Below are 18,895 nucleotides of genomic sequence, written 5' to 3' on the forward strand. Positions count from 1 at the left end.
CCCATCTCATAGCGGATTGCTCCTTTCATTAAATCTTCATGCGAAGATTTAATAATATGCGGTATTAATCTCCCTTTCGGGAGGCTATCCCCCACTATGAGGCAGGTTATCCACGTGTTACTCACCCGTCCGCCGCTAGAAACAAAAGTTTCTCGCTCGACTTGCATGTGTTAGGCACGCCGCCAGCGTTCGTCCTGAGCCAGGATCAAACTCTCAATTTAAAAGTCTGATTTTAAGCTCATGCTTTATTTATCAAAAGAATTGCTGGTTATTACCTTATTCTCTGTTTAATTTTCAAAGACCAATCATTTCGCTGTCATCTGACAGCTTTTATAGTTTATCATTTAAATTTCTTATTGTCAACAATTTTTTTATTATTAACTAAGAAATTTTAAATGTTACAACGAATTTTGTTACTGTCACCTCTTAGCGACAAAAGATATTTTATCAAAAATATTCATTATGACTTTTTAATATAATATTATTAATTTAAATTATATTAAAATCTCTTTTTTTTTCTCTTTAATACTAATTATTTTATATAAAGATACACCCGGTATAGTTTGAATTATGCAACCATTTTTTTATAGAATAAAATAAAAAAATGACAGAGAAATTTATAAACTTCTCTGTCGCTTTTTTATTTTATAATTTTTTATTATAATTTTTTATTTTATTCTTCTACTTCTTTAACCGAATCATCTTTATTTATTTTAGCTATAGCAACAATTTTTTCTTCTTCTGTTGTTTTCATTAAAGTTACACCCATAGTATTTCTTCCTGTAACAGATATATTTTCAGCATTTAATCTTATTGCTACTCCACTACTATTTATAAGCATTATTTCATCGCCATCTTTTACCATTCCACCGCCAACTATTTTACCTGTTTTTTCAGTTACTTTATAGGTAATAATGCCTTTCCCGCCTCTTCTTTGGACTGAGTATTCTTCTACTTTTGTTCTTTTACCAAAACCATTTTCACTTACTATTAAAACATCCTCATTAGAAGTTATTATACTCATGCTTACAGCTTTATCGCCTTCTCTTAAGGTTATGGCTTTAACTCCAGCTGCAGTTCTTCCCATAGATCTTACATCTGTTTCGTTAAATCTTATTGAATATCCATTTTCTGTAACAATTAATATTTCACTGCTGCCATTAGTCATTTTTACACCAATAAGTTCATCGCCTTCTCTAAGGTTAATAGCTGTTAATCCATTTTTTCTTATAGAAGCAAATTGATTTAAATCTGTTTTCTTTATAAATCCATCTTTTGTAGCCATTACTAAAAATTTATCTTCTTCAAATTCTTTTATAGGCATAACAGCTTGAATTTTTTCTCCTTGGTTTAATGGAAGAATATTAACAAGATTTATACCTTTAGCAGTTCTTCCAGCTTCAGGTAGTTCATAAGCTTTTAACCTGTAAACTTTTCCTAAATTAGTAAAGAATAAAAGATTATTGTGTGTAGATGTAATAAATATATGTTCTACAAAATCATCTTCTTTAGTAGTCATAGCTTGAATTCCTCTGCCCCCTCTTCTTTGAGCAGTGTATGTATCTGCTGAAATTCTTTTAATATATCCAGCATGTGTTAAAGTTACAACTACATCTTCTTCTTGTATTAAATCTTCTATGTCTATATCATTACTATTTCTTTCTATAGTTGTTCTTCTTTCATCAGAATATTTTGCTTTTATTTCTAAAAGTTCTTCTTTGATTATTTTTAATACTAAACTTTCATTAGCGAGTATTTCTTTGTAATAAGATATATCTTTCATAAGATTATTATATTCTTCTTCAATTTTTTCTCTTTCAAGACCGGTAAGTCTTTGAAGCCTCATATCTAATATGGCTTGAGCTTGTTTTTCAGAAAGTTTGAATTTTTCTATAAGACCATTTCTAGCCTGCTCTGTTGTTTTTGAAGAACGTATAAGTGATATAACTGCATCTATATTATCAAGTGCTATTCTTAATCCTTCTAATATGTGAGCTCTTGCTAAGGCTTTATCTAATTCAAATTGTGTTCTTCTTCTTATAACTTCTTTTTGAAAATCTAAATAATGAACTAAAATTTGCTTTAAATTTAAAGTTTGAGGTTCATTATTTACAAGAGCAATCATTATAACTCCAAATGTATCTTGAAGCTTAGTATGTTTATATAATTGATTTAATACAATATTAGCATTGGCATCTTTTTTCACTTCTATTACTATTCTCATGCCTTCTCTATCTGATTCGTCTCTTAAATCTGAAATACCTTCTATCTTTTTATCTCTTACTAAATCAGCAATATTTTCTATAAGCTTAGCTTTATTAACTTGATATGGAAGCTCTGTTACTATAATCTTTTGTCTTCCCTTTTCTTCTTCAATTGAAGCTTTAGCTCTTACTAGTATTTTACCTCTACCAGTTTCATAAGCTTCTCTTATACCTGATGTTCCTAAAATTATACCTGCTGTAGGAAAATCTGGACCTTTAATTTCAGTCATTAAATCCAATACTGTAGCATCAGGGTTATCTATAAGCATATTTATTCCATTTATAACTTCTCCTAAATTATGAGGAGGTATATTTGTAGCCATACCAACTGCTATACCAGAAGATCCACTTACAAGAAGATTAGGAAACCTTGATGGAAGTACGGAAGGCTCTTGTTCTTCTCCATCAAAATTAGGTACAAAATCAACAGTATTTTTATTTATATCTCTTAAAAGTTCTAGTGTTATTTTACTCATTCTAGCTTCTGTATAACGCATAGCTGCTGCGCTATCGCCATCTATAGAACCAAAATTTCCATGGCCATCTACAAGAGGATATCTTATAGAAAAATCTTGAGCCATTCTTACTAATGCATCATAAACTGCCGTATCTCCATGAGGATGATATTTACCTAAAACATCTCCTACTATTCTTGCACATTTTCTATAGCCTTTATCAGGAGTAAGTCCTAATTCGTGCATAGAGTATAAAATTCTTCTATGTACAGGTTTTAATCCATCTCTTACATCTGGAAGAGCACGGCCTACTATAACACTCATAGCATAATCTATATAACATTTTTTCATTTCTTGACTTATTTCAACTTGTAAAACATTTTCTTCATTATTCATGAACTACACCTCTTCTCTTGTGTAACTTAAAAAATCTATATATCAAGATTTACAACCTTCTTTGCATTTTCTGTAATAAATTCTCTCCTTGGCTCTACTTTATCACCCATAAGAATAGTAAATATTTCATCTGCAGCCATAGCATCTTCTACAGTAAATTGAATAAGCGTTCTTTTTTCAGGATCCATAGTTGTCTCCCAAAGCTGATTTGCATCCATTTCTCCAAGACCTTTATATCTTTGTATAGTAGTGCTGTTATCTTTTCCACCTATTTGAGCAAGTATTTTTTCTAATTCTTTATCACTGTAAACATAATAATCTTTTTTACCCTTAGAAACTTTATAAAGAGGTGGCTGTGCTGCATATACGTGCCCCTTTTCAATTAAATCTGTCATGTATCTATAAAAGAAAGTGAGAAGAAGAGTTCTTATATGAGCTCCATCAACATCGGCATCTGTCATTATAATAATTTTATTGTATCTTAATTTTTCAACATCAAAATCTTTACCTATTCCTGCACCAAATGCAGTAATCATTGCTCTTATTTCTTGATAACCTAATATTTTATCAAGTCTTTGCTTTTCAACGTTCATTATCTTACCTCTAAGTGGAAGTATTGCTTGAAAACGTCTATCTCTTCCACCTTTAGCACTTCCACCTGCAGAATCTCCCTCTACAATAAAAATTTCACACTCATCTGGATTTTTAGAGGAACAATCAGCAAGCTTTCCTGGAAGGGAACTTCTCTCAAGTACAGATTTTCTTGTAAGTTCTCTAGCTTTTCTTGCTGCATCTCTTGCTCTTGCTGCAAGTAAAGCTTTGTCTATTATGGTTTTTGCTATTGATGGATTTTCTTGAAGAAAATTTTCTATCCCTTCTCCTACTATATTATCAACTATTCCTCTTACTTCACTATTTCCAAGCTTTGTTTTAGTCTGCCCTTCGAATTGAGGATCAACAAGTTTAACAGAAACTACAGCTGTTAGTCCTTCTCTTATATCATCCCCAGATAAGTTTTTATCATTTTCTTTTAAAAATCCAAATTTTTTAGCATAATCATTAAACACACGTGTTAATGCTGTTTTAAATCCTGCTAAATGTGTACCGCCTTCTACTGTATCAATATTATTGGCAAATGAAAATATGTTTTCATTGTAACTGTCATTATATTGCAAAGCTACTTCTACATAGTAATCATCTTTCTTACCTTCTATGTAAATAGGTTCATCGTGAAGTTTTTCTTTATTTCTATTTAAGTATTCTACAAAAGATTTAATACCACCTTCATAGTAAAATTCTTCACTTTTTCCTTCTTCTCTTTCATCTTTAAGAGTTATTCTTATACCTTTATTTAAAAATGCAAGCTCTCTAAGTCTTTGAGCTAAGGTATCATAATCAAATTCCAATTCATCAAAAATTTGGTAATCTGGCTTAAAATATGTTTCTGTACCATGTCCTTCAGCTTCACCTATTTTTTCTAAACCTGTAACAGCTTTTCCTCTTTCATATCTTTGTCTCCATAAACCTCCATTAGCTGTAACAGTAACTTCACAAACTTCTGATAAAGCATTTACAACTGAAGCTCCAACACCATGTAGTCCTCCTGATACTTTATAAGCTCCACCACCAAATTTTCCACCAGCATGTAGTACAGTCATTATAACTTCAACCGTTGGTATTCCCATTTTAGGATGTATTCCAATAGGCATACCTCTACCATCATCTTTAACCGTTATTGAATTATCTTTATGAATAAAAACATTTATATTTTTACATACTCCTATCATTGCTTCATCTATACTGTTATCAACTATTTCATATACTAGATGATGTAGTCCTCTAGAACTAGTACTTCCTATATACATACCTGGTCTTTTTCTTACAGCTTCAAGCCCTTCAAGTACTTGAATTTGATTTTCATCGTATATTGGTCTATTTTCCGGCATGTTTAATCCTCCTTTTTTATCACTTATATTTCTTCATATATTATTTCAGTTCTTTTTTCCAAAGTAGCTGATGATATAGGAGATAGATATATTTTACTTTTTTTATCTATTTCTGCTATAATAAATGATTTTGGTTTTTCTTTGGTAATTCTTTCAACAAAACCATCTTCTTCTGCTAATCTTAAAAATTGATTTGTATCTGAACTATATGTAGAAGTTTCCATATCAAATATTCCTATTATGTCTTTTATTGGAACAACAACATTTTCTCCTAAATGTAAAAACATGTAAATTCCTCCTTTAATCATTATAAAAAGGCAATGTAATATTTTATGTTTTTTTTAACATATATTCTTTAATTATTTTACCATTTTTAACTTCAAACACCTTTGCACTTGAATTTAAATAATTCTTTATGTTTTCTATACCTGTACAAGTTATTATAGTTTGAACATTATTTATAGAATTTAAAATATACTTTTGTCTGTTTAAATCCAACTCTGATAAAACATCATCCAAAAGAAGTATTGGATATTCTTTGGTTTCTTCTTTAATAATTTGAAGTGAAGCAAACTTAATAGTTAAAACTGAAGTTCTTTGCTGGCCTTGAGAGCCAAAATTTCTTGTATCAACACCATTTATGTTTATAGAAAAATCATCTCTATGAGGACCATATGAAGTTGTTTTTCTCTCCATATCTGTTTTTATATTTTTTTTCAAAATATAATTTAGTTCATTTTCTATATTTTCAAAATCTTTTATTGAAGTTATATATTTAAAACTTATATTTTCAAGTTCAGATGTAATTTCTTTATGAATTACACTGCCTTTTTGGTTAAGGAGATTAATATATTTTAATCTTTCACTTACAATATAGCTTCCAAATTTAGAAAGCTGTATATCGTATATATCAATCATTTTGTTAATATCTTCATTCCATTTTTTTAATAAAGTGTTTCGCTCATTTAAAACTTTATTGTATTGTACTAAACTATAATAATATTTTTTATTTAACTTACAAATTTCAGTATCAAGAAATTTTCTCCTATATGAAGGTGATTCTTTTACAATTTTTAAATCTTCAGGAGAAAATAAAACCACATTAAAAATACCAATAAGTTCTTGTATCTTATTGATTTTAATACCGTTTATTCTTATTCCTTTCTTTCCATCTTTAAAAATTTTTATTTCTATAATCTTATCTAATCTTTCTTTTGATATATAAGATTTATTATAAGCATAATCTTTATTCCAATTGATAAGTTCTTTATCTTTATTAGTTCTGTGAGATTTAGCTAAACTGCTGTAATAAATACTTTCAAGTATGTTTGTTTTCCCTTGAGCATTATCGCCTATAAAAATATTTACTCCATTATTAAATTCAATATTAAGTTCTTCATAATTTCTAAAATTTAGAAGTTGTAAATTTTTTATATACATATAAAAACACCTATTATATTATAACATAAAATTTATATAATTTTATAATTTTCTCCTTCTATTTCAATTATATCACCTTTTTTAAGCTTTTTACCTCTTTTAAGTTCTATTTCACCATTTACCTTTACCTTGCCGGTTTGTATGTAAATTTTAGCTTCTGATCCCATATTCACTATACCAGCATACTTTAAAAATGAATCTAATTTAATAATTTCTGTATTTATTTTTATTTCTTTCATAATTTTACCTCTCAATTTAAAAATTCAATTATAAATTATATTAGGGATAATACAGTATAATTTATATTATCCCCATATTTATGAAATTTAATTTTCTATAAACCTAACTGGAAGAACTAAATAAGTACAATTATTTTTATCTTTGTTTTTTATTATACACGGACTTACATTACTTGTAAGTTCTAGTATTATTTCTTCTTCTTCCATAACTTTGAATACATCAATTAAAAATCTTGCATTAAATGCAATTTTTAGAGGCTCCCCTTGCATAATTATATTTACTTCTTCTCTTGATTTTCCCAATTGAGAATCGGAGGTTATAACCATTGTATCGTCTTTGATATCAAGTTTAACTAAATTTGTATTTCCATCTTTAGCCATAAGTGAAGCTCTTTCTAAGCAATCTAAAAATTCATTTCTTTTTACTATAACTTTTAAATTGTATTCATCTGGAATAATTGAATTATAATTTATAAATTCACCTTCTAAAAGTCTAGATATAATTTTAGTATTTCCAAGATTAAATAGTATGTGATTTGGTGTAAAAGTAATATTTATTTTATCATCTGAATCTTCTATTATTTTTGAAACTTCATTTAAAGTTTTTCCTGGAATTACAGCATTTATAGTATTGTCATTATCTATATTTTCTGATCTTAATGCTAATCTTAATCCATCTAAAGCTACTAAATTTAATTTATTATTATTAATTTCAAATTTAACTCCAGTAAGAATAGGCCTTATTTCATCTTGAGCCGTTGCGAAAATTGTGCCTTTTATCATACTTTTTAACATTTTCTGAGGTATAGAAAATATTATATTTTCATTGATTTTTGGTAGCATAGGAAATTCATCTGAATTTTTATATTTTAAAACAGCTTTAGATTTTTGGCATATTAATTCTATAGAATTATTAGGAATTGTACTTATTTGAACTTCAAAAGGAGGAAGTTTTTTTATTAACTCTCCAAATAATTTTGAATCTACAACTATGCTTCCTTCTTCTATAACATCAACTTTGATTTTTGTTTCTATACTTAAATCTATATCAGATCCTATTAATGTTAGTTCATTATCTTTAGCAATTAGTAATATTCCTTCAAGTATGCTCATAGTAGATTTTCCAGTTATAGCTTTTTGTGCTGTAAAAATTGCTTCTTGAAGTTTATTTTTTTCACATATAAATTTCATTTGTGTCCTCCTTTTATCCACATGGATTTTTTATATAGAAAGAATAGATAATATATATATTTTTTAGTAATAATAGTAGTAGGGGTTGTTGTTATGTGGATAACACATTAAAGACTTTGAAAATACTCATAAATTTAGTAAAAATAATTGTGGATAAGTAAATGAATATATTTTAATCTTATCCACATTGTTATAAATTAATTTATGAGTATTAAATTATCCACATATTATTATAATGTTATTAATAGCTTATGTTAATTATTTTTGCTGAATTTTTTTTGTAATTTCATTTATAGCTTCTTGAAGACTTTCATCAGATTTTAAACCCTCACTAATTTTTTCATAAGCATGTATTACTGTTGTATGATCTCTTCCGCCAAATTCTTCGCCAATTTTAGGAAGAGATGTATCAGTAAGTTTTCTACAAAGATACATAGCTATTTGTCTAGGATAGGCTACATTTCTTGTTCTTCTTTGAGATTTAAAGTCTTCTATTCTTAAACCATAATAATTTGCTACTACATCCATTATTAAATCTATATTTATCTTTTTTTCAGGTTTATTTGAAATAATATCTTTTAAAGCTTCAGCTGCTAAATCAACTGTTATATCTTTATTAGTTAAAGAAGAATAAGCATTTATTCTAATTAAAGCTCCTTCAAGTTCTCTAATATTTGATTTTATTTTAGTTGCAATATAAGCCATAACATCATTTGGAATATTTAATCCTTCAACATCAGCCTTTTTTTTGAGAATAGCTATTCTTGTTTCAAAATCTGGAGGCTGAATATCTGCTATAAGTCCCCATTCAAATCTAGATCTTAGTCTGTCTTCTAAAGTTGGAATTTCTTTAGGAGGCCTATCACTAGATAAAATTATTTGTTTATTTGCATCATGAAGAGCATTAAAAGTATGGAAAAATTCTTGCTGGGTAGCATCTTTACCAGCTATAAATTGAATATCATCTATTAATAATACATCTACATTTCTATATTTATTTCTAAATTCGACATTTTTATCATCTTTAATAGAGTTAATTAATTCATTTGTAAATTTTTCGGAAGATACATATACAACTTTTGATTTTGGGTTATTTTGAAGTATATAATGTCCAATAGCATGCATTAGATGAGTTTTGCCAAGTCCAACACCGCCATAAACAAAAAGGGGATTATATGATTTTGCTGGAGATTCGGCAACGGCTAAAGAAGCTGCATGAGCAAACCTATTGCTATTACCTATAACAAAAGTATCAAAAGTATATTTTGGATTTAAAGTACCAACCATTTCATCATTAACTATAATATTAGATTTTAATTCTTTTTTTGAATTTGACTCTTCAATATCGATGCTTTCTTCAGATGTAATAATAAATTCTATATTATATTTTTTAGGAGAAATAAGTTTTAAAGAATTAATAATCAAATCTTTATATCTAGTTTCTAGTATTTCTTTAGTGAAGTTGTTTGGGACTCCTAGTGTTAAGGTATTATTGCTTAAAGATAAAGGAATTGCACTTTTTATCCATGTATTAAAACTAACTTCTGTCATTTCTGTTTTAATAATGTTTAAAGCTTTTTCCCACAAATCTTTTAGACCGCCATCCATTTTTTATCCTCCAGTTTAAAATAAATAATAAATTTTTTGTTAAAAAAATATTATTCACAGTATATAATAATAAAAATATAATTTATTTAATTTGTTGACAAATGTTGAAAAAAATATTCACATGTCAATAATTTTGTTTATAATTTTAAAACATAAAAAGTTATTAACAATGTGAAAAAATATATATTAACATTATATACAAATGAATAAAATAGCATATTAAGCTAAAAATAAAAAAAAGAAAATACTTGTGTTATAAACTATTTCACAGGTTATCCACAAAGTTATCAACACGTGTGGATAACTTATCATTTAAAAAAGTTATTAACAATCCTTTATCTATAATAACAAAACATAAAGAGCTATTCAAGAAGTTATCCACAAAAAATGTGTAGAAATATAAAAAATATCAACATTATTCTTATTCTTGACATAAATATATTGTAAATATATAATTTAATAGTAAAAATTAAAATTACATTTATATAAATTTCTTTTAAAAAATAAAAGAAAAGATGATTATATTTTTTTAAATTAAAATACTAAGTTTATTAGTATTAAGATTTAAATTATATGATTTATAAAAATCTATCTTTTAATAAAAAGAAAAAAGAAGATAGAAAAATTTTAATTAGGTAGTAAGATATTTGCTATATAATATAAAGATATAGAAGGGGGTGCATTAGAAATGTTTATGACATATCAACCTAAGAAAAAACAAAGAAAAAAGGAACATGGTTTTAGAAAAAGAATGGCTTCTCCAGGTGGTAGAAAAGTTTTAAAAAGAAGAAGAGCAAAAGGTAGAAAAAGATTAACAGCATAAGGCCGCTTTAGTGGCCTTTTTCTGTAATTGCAGTAAAAAGGAGATAAACTTTATGCATAGTTTTAAAAAAGAAGAAAAAATAAGAAAAAATATAGAGTTTAGGACTGTTTACAGAAAGGGTAAATCTTTTTCTAATTCCTTATTAGTTTTATATGTACGTAAAAATCATAAAAATTTAAATAAAGTTGGAATATCTGTAAGTAAAAAAGTTGGGAAGAGTGTAGTAAGAAGTAGAGTTAAAAGGCTTATAAGTGAAAGTTATAGGCTTAATAAAGATTATATAATAAAAGGATATGATTTAGTTTTTATTGCTAGAAATTCTTCAAATGATAAAAGTTTTGCAGAGATTGAAAGTGCTTTAAAAAATCTGTTAAAAAAGGCAGGTTTATTAATTGATGAAAAAAATGTTAATTAAAATAATAAAATTTTATAGAAAATTTTTATCACCTTTAAAGAAGGTATTTTATAAATTTTTAGGTTTTTCTAGTAATGCAGGATGCAGGTTTTATCCAACTTGTTCTCAGTATGCATTAGAATCAATAGAAAAATATGGTGCATTTAAAGGGAGTATTATGTCAATTAAGCGTATTTTAAGATGTAATCCTTTAAACAAGGGAGGATACGATCCAGTAAAATAACCACTAGGAGGTTTGTAATTTGAATTTTATAAACAATGCATTAAAAAGTTTTTTTGAATTATTACACGAAGGAATTAAAGTTATAGGTATAACTAATCCTAATGTTTCTTATGGATTATCTATTATATTCTTTACTATAATAGTAAGACTAATTTTATTACCTTTAAACTTAAAACAAATAAAGTCTCAGGCTGTAATGCAGGAAATGCAGCCAGAAATAAAAAAAATACAAGAAAAATACAAAAATGATCCTCAAAAAGCACAACAGGAAATGATGAAATTGTATAAAGAAAAAGGAGCAAATCCTATGAGTGGATGTTTGCCTCTTTTAATACAACTTCCAATACTTTGGGCACTTTTTTATGTATTTAGAACTATAGATACTGGTGGAACTATAGTATCATTTTTATGGATGAAAAATTTATTTGGTCCTGACCAGCTTCATATATTACCTATTTTATCAGGAGTTACCCAATACATATCTATGCTTATGATGCCGACTGCTGCAGATCCAGCTCAAGCAAAACAAGCTAGTACAATGAATATTGGTATGTCTATATTTATGATTATTATGGCATGGAATTTTACTTCAGCTCTTGTACTTTACTGGGTAGTTAACAACTTAATTCAAATGGGACAAAATCTTCTTATTAGAAGGATGCGTTTTAAAGAAAAAGAAGCAAATGCTTAATGTTTTATTAAAAACATTTGATAGCAGAGAAGGCAGGTGTCTTAGGATATATGAAAATTATTGAAATGACTGGTAAAACAGTTGATGAAGCTATTAAAAATGCTTTAGATGAATTAAAAATTACTAAAGATAAAATAGAAGTAGAAGTTTTAGATGAAGGAAGTAAAGGGCTTTTTAAATTTATTGGTGCTAAACCTGCAAAAATAAGAGTTAAAGTAAAAAGAGATTATACTTATGAAGCTAAATCTTTTTTAAGAGAAATTTTAAATGCAATGAATATTAAAGCAGAAATAAAAATTAAAGAAGATAATGACACTATTAATATTTCTTTAACTGGACCAGATATGGGAATAATTATTGGATATAGAGGTGAAACTTTAGATGCACTTCAGTATTTAGTTAGTTTAGTTATAAATAAAGGAAATGAAACTAATTATAAAAGAGTTGTTTTAGATACAGAAAATTATAGAGCTAAAAGAGAAGAAACTTTAAGAAAACTTGCAAATAAAGTTGCAAATACAGTAAAAAGAACAGGAAAATTAATTAAACTTGAGCCTATGAATCCTTATGAAAGAAGAATAATACATTCTGCACTTCAAAATAATCCTTTTGTAGACACTTATAGTGAAGGTGAAGAACCTTATAGAAGAGTAGTTATTAATTTAAAGAAAGCCTAAGGGCTTTCTTTTTATACATTTATTAAATTTTCTTATTTAATAAAATAAACCTTGCTTTTTTTATTATTAATTATTGGTTATAATATAAATATGTTGAAAAGAGGTGAAATTAAAATAATGAAAGAATTTGATACAATTGCTGCAGTAGCTACAAGTTTAGGTGAAAGTGGTATTTCTATAATTAGAGTGTCAGGTAAAAATGCTTTAAAAGTAGTAAATAGCATATTTAAAGGCAAGAATGGAAGAACTTTAGAAGATATAAAAACTTATACAATGAGATATGGATATATTATAGATAAAGAAAAAAATGAAATTATTGATGAAGTTATAGTAAGTTTTATGAAAGGTCCTAAAAGTTTTACTGCAGAGGATACTGTTGAAATAAATTGCCATGGTGGTATTATTTCTACAAACAAAGTGCTTGAGGAAGTTATTAAGGCTGGTGCGAGAATTGCAGAACCTGGCGAATTTACTAAAAGAGCATTTTTAAATGGAAGAATTGATTTAAGTCAAGCTGAAGCTGTTATTGATATAATAAGAGCTAAAACAGAATTAAGCATGAAGTCTGCATTAGCTCAATCAGAAGGAAGAATTTCCAGGGAAATTAAATCTTTAAGAGAAAAATTATTAGGTATTATTGCACATATAGAAGCTACAGTAGATTTCCCTGAAGAAGATTTAGAAGAAACTACTGCACATATAATAGAAAAACAATTAAAAGATATTATAGAAGAAGTAGAAAATCTATTGAATTCTGCCAATGAAGGTAAAATAATAAGAGAGGGACTTAATGCTGTTATTGTAGGAAAACCTAATGTTGGTAAATCATCTCTTTTAAATGCTCTTCTTATGGAAAAAAGAGCTATAGTTACAGATATTCCAGGAACTACTAGAGATATTATAGAAGAATTTATAAATATTAATGGAATTCCTGTAAAAATAATAGATACAGCTGGTATAAGAGAAACAGATGATATAGTTGAAAAAATAGGTGTAGAAAAATCACGAGAAAAAATAAATGAGGCAGATTTAATTATTTTAATGCTTGATGCAAGTAAAAATTTAGATAAAGAAGATATTGAAATTATAGATTACATTAAAGATAAAAAATATGTAGTACTTTTAAATAAGAGTGATTTAGAAAATAAGATTAGTAAAAAAGATATTAAAGAATTAAATTCAGAGTATGTTATAGAAATTTCAGCTAAAACTGGAGAGGGTATTGAAAATTTAAAAGAAGCTATTAAACATTTATTTTTTAAAGGTGAAATTACAACTAAAGATACTTTAATAACAAATACAAGGCACAAAGAATCATTATTACGTGCAAAAGAAAGTTTAAATGCAGGGCTTTTGGCTTTAAATAATACTATGGCTATTGATTTAGCGTCTATAGATCTTAAACAAGCTTTTGCAAGCCTTGGTGAAATTACAGGAGAAACTTTAGAAGAAGATATAATAGATAAAATATTTTCAGAATTTTGTATTGGAAAGTAGTGATTGTTATGAAGTATATTGAAGAAGAATTTGATGTAGTTGTTATTGGTGCAGGTCATGCTGGTTGTGAAGCAGCTCTTGCTTGTGCAAGATTAGGATGTAAAACTTTAGTTTTATGTATGAATTTAGATAGTGTAGCACTTATGCCATGCAATCCTAATATAGGAGGTACATCTAAAGGGCATCTTGTTAGAGAAATAGATGCTTTAGGTGGAGAAATGGGGCTTAATATAGATGAAACTTTTATTCAATCTAGAATGTTAAATACATCAAAAGGTCCAGCAGTTCATTCTCTTAGAGCACAGGCTGATAAAAAAAGATATCAATCTAGAATGAAACATGTACTTGAAAAACAAGAAAATTTATATTTAAGACAGCTTGAAGCTGTAGATATTGAAGTTGAAAATAATAAAGTTAAAGGTGTACTTACTAAAAATGGTGCTTATTTCCCTTGCAAAGCTGTAATTTTAGCTACTGGAACATATTTAAAAGGAAGAGTAATAATTGGAGAAGTGGATTATAGTAGTGGACCTAATAATCTTTTTCCTGCAAATGATTTATCTTTTTGTTTAAAAAATCTTGGATTAAGTTTAAGGAGATTTAAAACAGGTACTCCTGCAAGAGTTAGCAGAAAATCTATAGATTTTTCAAAAATGATAGAACAGCCAGGAGACAAAAAAATAATTCCATTTTCTTTTATGAATGAAAATATAGAAAGAGAACAAATCTCTTGTTATTTAACTTATACAAATGAAGAAACACATAAAGTTATAAGAGATAATATAAGCCGTTCTCCTATGTATAATGGCTCTATTGAAGGAATAGGTCCTAGGTATTGTCCATCAATAGAAGATAAAGTAATGAGATTTCCTCAAAAAACTCAGCATCAGGTATTTATTGAACCAGAGGGAGAAGATACAGAAGAAATGTATGTTCAAGGTATGTCTACATCACTTCCAGAAGATGTTCAAATAAAAATGCTTAGGACTATACCAGGACTTGAAAATGTTCAAATTATGAGAACAGGATATGCTATAGAATATGATTGTCTTGATCCAACAGAATTAAAACCTACATTAGAGTTGAAAAAAATACAAGGATTATTTAGTGCAGGGCAAATGAATGGTAGTTCAGGATATGAGGAAGCAGCAGCTCAGGGAATAATAGCTGGAATAAATGCTGCACTTAAAATTAAAAATAGAGAACCATTAATTTTAAGTAGAAGTGATGCTTATATTGGTGTTTTAATAGATGATTTAGTTACAAAAGGAACACAAGAACCATATAGAATGATGACTTCAAGAGCTGAATATAGATTACTCTTAAGACAAGATAATGCAGATCTTAGACTTACAGAAATAGGATATAAAGTTGGATTAGTTTCTAAAGAAAGATATGAAAAATATTTAGAAAGAAAAAATGCCATTGAAAAAGAACTTGTAAGAATTAAAAATCTTCAAATAACAAATAAAAAAGAAGTAAATGAATTTTTAATGTCTGTTAATTCATCAGAATTAAAGAAACCTGTTAGTTTATATGAACTTATAAAAAGACCAGAGCTTGATTATTATATTGTAAAACCTTTAGATTTAGAAAGACCAAATTTAAGAGCTGATATACAAGAACAGGTTAATATAATATCAAAATATGAAGGATATATTGAAAAGCAGTTAGAACAAGTAGAGCAATTTAAAAAATTTGAAAAAAAATTAATACCAGAAGATATAAATTATGATAATATCTATGGTCTTAGAATAGAGGCTAAGCAAAAACTTAATAATATTAGACCAATAAGTATAGGTCAGGCATCAAGAATATCGGGAGTATCTCCTGCAGATATATCAGTACTTCTTATATATTTAGAACAACATTATGCTAAAGAAAAAATTAAGGATGGAGAATAAAATAATGGAATTCTTTGAAATAATGAATACTGCTTGTATCAATGAAAAATTATATTTTGATAAAGAAAAATATGATAAATTTATGAAATATAAAGATCTTATTAAAGAATGGAATGAGAAAATAAATTTAACAGCAATTACAGAAGATGAGGATATAGTTAAAAAGCATTTTATAGATTCTATTAAGATTTTCAGATTTTCTTTATTAAATACTGCTAAAAGAATAATTGATATTGGAACTGGTGCTGGATTTCCAGGAATCCCTATATCAATTATGTTACCAGAAGTAGAAGTTGTACTTTTAGATTCTTTAAATAAAAGGGTAAATTTTTTAAATGAAGTAATAAAAGAGTTAAATCTTAAAAATATAACTGCACTACATGGAAGAGCAGAAGACTTTGCAAGAGAAAAAGGTTATAGGGAAAATTTTGATTTTGCAGTTTCTAGAGCTGTAGCTAATATGGCTGTATTAAGTGAATTATGCATTCCTTATGTAAAAACTAATGGATATTTTATTGCATTAAAAGGCCCTTCAGTGGAAGAAGAAATAAATGAAGGTAAAAAGGCTATTGTTACATTAGGTGGAGTTATTGAAGATATTATTAATGTAGATATAGAAAATACTGATTTAAAGCATAATTTAGTTATTGTAAAAAAAATTAAAGAAACTCCTAAAATTTATCCTAGAAAAGCTGGAACTATACAAAAAAAACCTATAAAATAAATATATGTAATAATTTGTCATATAAAAAATGATAATAAAAGAAGGAATTTAAAATTTTATGCAGAATTTGTTAATATAAGGAAAAAACAAAAGGGATGAGGGTGCCATGGAAAATAATATTTTTTATATATCTACTGATTTGATTTCACCAAATATTTATCAACCAAGAAAAAATTTTAATGAAGAAACTATTGATGAATTAGCCAAATCTATAAAAACTTTTGGCATAATTCAACCATTATCAGTTAGAAAAATAGGCACAGATAGATATGAACTAGTGGCTGGGGAAAGAAGATTAAGAGCAGCTAAAAAGATAGGCTTAGATAAAGTTCCTGCTATATTAGTTGACATTACAGATAAAGATTCAGCAGCAATTGCTCTTCTTGAAAATTTACAAAGAGAAGATTTAAATTTTATAGAAGAAGCAGAAGCTTATTATAATTTAATAAAAGATCATTCTTATACTCAAGAACAATTAGCAGAAGTTATAGGCAAAAAGCAATCTACTATTGCAAATAAAATAAGAATTTTGAAGCTTTCTCCTGAAATTAGAAATACTCTGCTTGAAAATAAATTAACAGAAAGACATGCAAGAGCATTGTTAAAATTACCAACTCCACAAATACAGCAAAAAATATTAAATATAGTTATTAAAAAAAATTTAAATGTTAAAAAAACAGAAGAACTAATAGAAAAAGAGCTTTTAAGATTAACTCATCAAGAAGTAGCAGCAGAGGGAAAGAAAAAAATAAAAGGTGTTTTTTCGCCAAAGGTATATATAAATACAGTAAGACAAGTATTTGATAAATATGGTATTGCTGCTCAGTACGCATCTAAAGATTTAGATGATTGCATTCAAATCACTGTAACAATACCTAAAAAATAAATATGTTTCACGTGAAACATATTTTTAAAATAAATTAAAATTAAAAAAATTATAATTTTAAATAAGCACAAAATTAGTATTTTTATATTAAGAAAAATGATAATTTTGTGCTTATTTTTTTATTAAATAAAAGTTTGTTTTAATACAAATACTTTTATTATTTAATATTAAATTATATAATATACTTAGTATGTATATATATTAAAATATAATAATTAATTTAATCAATTAAAATAGATTTTTATAATATATCTAACGTTAAAAATAAAAATATTTTAATATAAGTACATTGTTTAGTAAAACAATAATTTTGTTATTAAATATATTTTATATTAGAGAAATGTATTAAACTTTAAAATTTTCAATATATTAATGATAAATATAAAAATTTAAAATATATAAATATAAAATATATAAATATAAAATTTATTTTTATATTGCTTTTACATATTTTTAAAAGTAAACTTATATTTGAGTTTTTTTATTTTTAAAAATAAAAATATAATTAAATTATATTATAGATATCTAACATAAAAATAAAAATACTATAAGGATATAATAAAATAATAATAATATGATTAATGAACGTACTTTATTAATATAATAATATTTATTTTATTAAAATGATTTAAATTAGATATAGAAGCTATTTTACATTTATAAATAACAAATATAAAAAATTAAATTTTTGGATATCTATAATTTACATAAACAAATGTAAGGAAGGTGAAATTTTGAAGACGATTTGCATTTTTAATCAAAAAGGTGGAGTGGGTAAAACTACTTCAAATATAAATTTATGTTCTTATCTTGCTTTGGAAGGATATAAAATACTTGCCATTGATATGGATCCTCAAGGCAACACCACAAGCGGACTTGGTATTGATAAAAGAAAAATTGAGCTTTCAATATATGATGCATTAACTTCAGATAGTGTATCATTAAAAGATGTAATAATAGAATGTCAAGTAATAAATAATTTTTTCTTAGCTCCAGCAACAATGGAATTAGCTGGTGCTGAAGTTGAACTTATAAATAAGCAAAATAGAGAATTAATTTTAAAGAATAAAATTAATGAAATAAAAGATGACTATGATTTTATATTTATTGATTGCCCACCATCTTTGGGTTTTTTAACTATTAATGCATTAAGCGTTTCTGATAGTGTTTTAATACCTATACAATGTGAATTTTATGCACTTGAAGGAGTAGGACAACTTATAAATACAATACAGCTTGTAAAAAAATCTTTAAATAAAAATATTGAAATTGAAGGCGTTATTCTTACTATGTATGATGGAAGAACTAATTTAAGTAATGAAGTACTTAAAGAAGTAAAAAATTATTTTAAAGATAAAGTTTATAATACAACCATACCTAGAAATATAAGGCTTGCAGAATCTCCAAGTTTTGGACTTCCTATAATGCTTTATGATGATAAATGCAAAGGTGCAGAGTGTTATGAAAAATTAGCTAAAGAATTTTTAAGTCGTCAACATAAAAAGGAGGGATAAAG

General features: G+C 26.5%; 17 protein-coding genes and 1 rRNA gene. 10 read left to right on the plus strand and 8 right to left on the minus strand.

The annotated features are described in order from the left end of the window. From B5D11_RS11500 to dnaA, 8 genes are all read right to left on the minus strand, one after another. Positions 1-221: ribosomal RNA gene (locus B5D11_RS11500) — 16S ribosomal RNA — on the minus strand; the annotation flags it as partial. Between the two features lie 452 nt (positions 222-673). Next, positions 674-3,115, minus strand: coding sequence for a DNA gyrase subunit A (gene gyrA, locus B5D11_RS11505; RefSeq protein ID WP_078683172.1), 2,442 nt, complete (start codon positions 3,113-3,115; stop codon positions 674-676). Positions 3,116-3,150: 35 nt separating this feature from the next. Next, the gene (gyrB, locus tag B5D11_RS11510; protein ID WP_078683173.1) at positions 3,151-5,061 is read right to left on the minus strand and encodes a DNA topoisomerase (ATP-hydrolyzing) subunit B; all 1,911 of its coding nucleotides are present in this window, start codon (positions 5,059-5,061) and stop codon (positions 3,151-3,153) included. A gap of 23 nt (positions 5,062-5,084) precedes the next feature. Next, positions 5,085-5,348: an extracellular matrix regulator RemB gene (locus B5D11_RS11515; protein WP_078683174.1), complete on the minus strand. Its 264-nt coding sequence runs from the start codon at positions 5,346-5,348 to the stop codon at positions 5,085-5,087. A gap of 43 nt (positions 5,349-5,391) precedes the next feature. Further along, positions 5,392-6,501 (minus strand): DNA replication/repair protein RecF, encoded by a 1,110-nt coding sequence (recF, locus tag B5D11_RS11520; RefSeq protein WP_078683175.1) that lies wholly within the window; start codon positions 6,499-6,501, stop codon positions 5,392-5,394. Between the two features lie 32 nt (positions 6,502-6,533). Continuing rightward, positions 6,534-6,740 carry an RNA-binding S4 domain-containing protein gene (locus B5D11_RS11525; protein ID WP_078683176.1) on the minus strand — a complete coding sequence of 69 codons (207 nt, stop codon included), beginning with the start codon at positions 6,738-6,740 and terminating at the stop codon, positions 6,534-6,536. 87 nt (positions 6,741-6,827) lie between these two features. Beyond that, on the minus strand, positions 6,828-7,931 hold the full coding sequence (gene dnaN, locus B5D11_RS11530; RefSeq protein WP_078683177.1) for a DNA polymerase III subunit beta: 1,104 nt from the start codon (positions 7,929-7,931) through the stop codon (positions 6,828-6,830). Between the two features lie 258 nt (positions 7,932-8,189). Further along, positions 8,190-9,539, minus strand: coding sequence for a chromosomal replication initiator protein DnaA (dnaA, locus tag B5D11_RS11535; protein ID WP_078683178.1), 1,350 nt, complete (start codon positions 9,537-9,539; stop codon positions 8,190-8,192). Positions 9,540-10,227: 688 nt separating this feature from the next. Between dnaA and rpmH the strand changes: the two genes are divergently transcribed. The 10 genes from rpmH (at position 10,228) to B5D11_RS11585 (ending at position 18,893) form a co-directional block, all read left to right on the plus strand. Beyond that, a complete protein-coding gene (rpmH, locus tag B5D11_RS11540) occupies positions 10,228-10,362 on the plus strand; it encodes a 50S ribosomal protein L34 (protein ID WP_078683179.1) in 135 nt (44 codons plus the stop codon). A gap of 52 nt (positions 10,363-10,414) precedes the next feature. After that, a complete protein-coding gene (gene rnpA / locus B5D11_RS11545) occupies positions 10,415-10,777 on the plus strand; it encodes a ribonuclease P protein component (RefSeq protein WP_078683180.1) in 363 nt (120 codons plus the stop codon). Beyond that, on the plus strand, positions 10,758-11,000 hold the full coding sequence (gene yidD / locus B5D11_RS11550; protein WP_078683181.1) for a membrane protein insertion efficiency factor YidD: 243 nt from the start codon (positions 10,758-10,760) through the stop codon (positions 10,998-11,000). The genes rnpA and yidD overlap by 20 nt, the downstream gene beginning before the upstream one ends. 19 nt (positions 11,001-11,019) lie before the next feature. Continuing rightward, positions 11,020-11,691 (plus strand): membrane protein insertase YidC, encoded by a 672-nt coding sequence (gene yidC, locus B5D11_RS11555; protein WP_078683182.1) that lies wholly within the window; start codon positions 11,020-11,022, stop codon positions 11,689-11,691. Between the two features lie 50 nt (positions 11,692-11,741). After that, the gene (gene jag, locus B5D11_RS11560) at positions 11,742-12,368 is read left to right on the plus strand and encodes an RNA-binding cell elongation regulator Jag/EloR (protein WP_078683183.1); all 627 of its coding nucleotides are present in this window, start codon (positions 11,742-11,744) and stop codon (positions 12,366-12,368) included. Between the two features lie 117 nt (positions 12,369-12,485). After that, a complete protein-coding gene (mnmE, locus tag B5D11_RS11565) occupies positions 12,486-13,865 on the plus strand; it encodes a tRNA uridine-5-carboxymethylaminomethyl(34) synthesis GTPase MnmE (RefSeq protein WP_078683184.1) in 1,380 nt (459 codons plus the stop codon). Positions 13,866-13,873: 8 nt separating this feature from the next. After that, a complete protein-coding gene (gene mnmG / locus B5D11_RS11570) occupies positions 13,874-15,769 on the plus strand; it encodes a tRNA uridine-5-carboxymethylaminomethyl(34) synthesis enzyme MnmG (RefSeq protein WP_078683185.1) in 1,896 nt (631 codons plus the stop codon). 4 nt (positions 15,770-15,773) lie between these two features. Next, positions 15,774-16,493: a 16S rRNA (guanine(527)-N(7))-methyltransferase RsmG gene (gene rsmG, locus B5D11_RS11575; protein WP_078683186.1), complete on the plus strand. Its 720-nt coding sequence runs from the start codon at positions 15,774-15,776 to the stop codon at positions 16,491-16,493. Between the two features lie 106 nt (positions 16,494-16,599). Continuing rightward, positions 16,600-17,379 carry a nucleoid occlusion protein gene (noc, locus tag B5D11_RS11580; RefSeq protein ID WP_078683187.1) on the plus strand — a complete coding sequence of 260 codons (780 nt, stop codon included), beginning with the start codon at positions 16,600-16,602 and terminating at the stop codon, positions 17,377-17,379. A 734-nt stretch (positions 17,380-18,113) separates the two neighbouring features. Then, positions 18,114-18,893 carry a ParA family protein gene (locus B5D11_RS11585; protein ID WP_078683188.1) on the plus strand — a complete coding sequence of 260 codons (780 nt, stop codon included), beginning with the start codon at positions 18,114-18,116 and terminating at the stop codon, positions 18,891-18,893. Positions 18,894-18,895 lie beyond the last annotated feature (2 nt).

The sequence above is a fragment of the Clostridium sp. USBA 49 genome, assembly GCF_900167505.1.
Classification (GTDB): Bacteria; Bacillota; Clostridia; order Clostridiales; family Clostridiaceae; genus Clostridium_AT; species Clostridium_AT prolinivorans.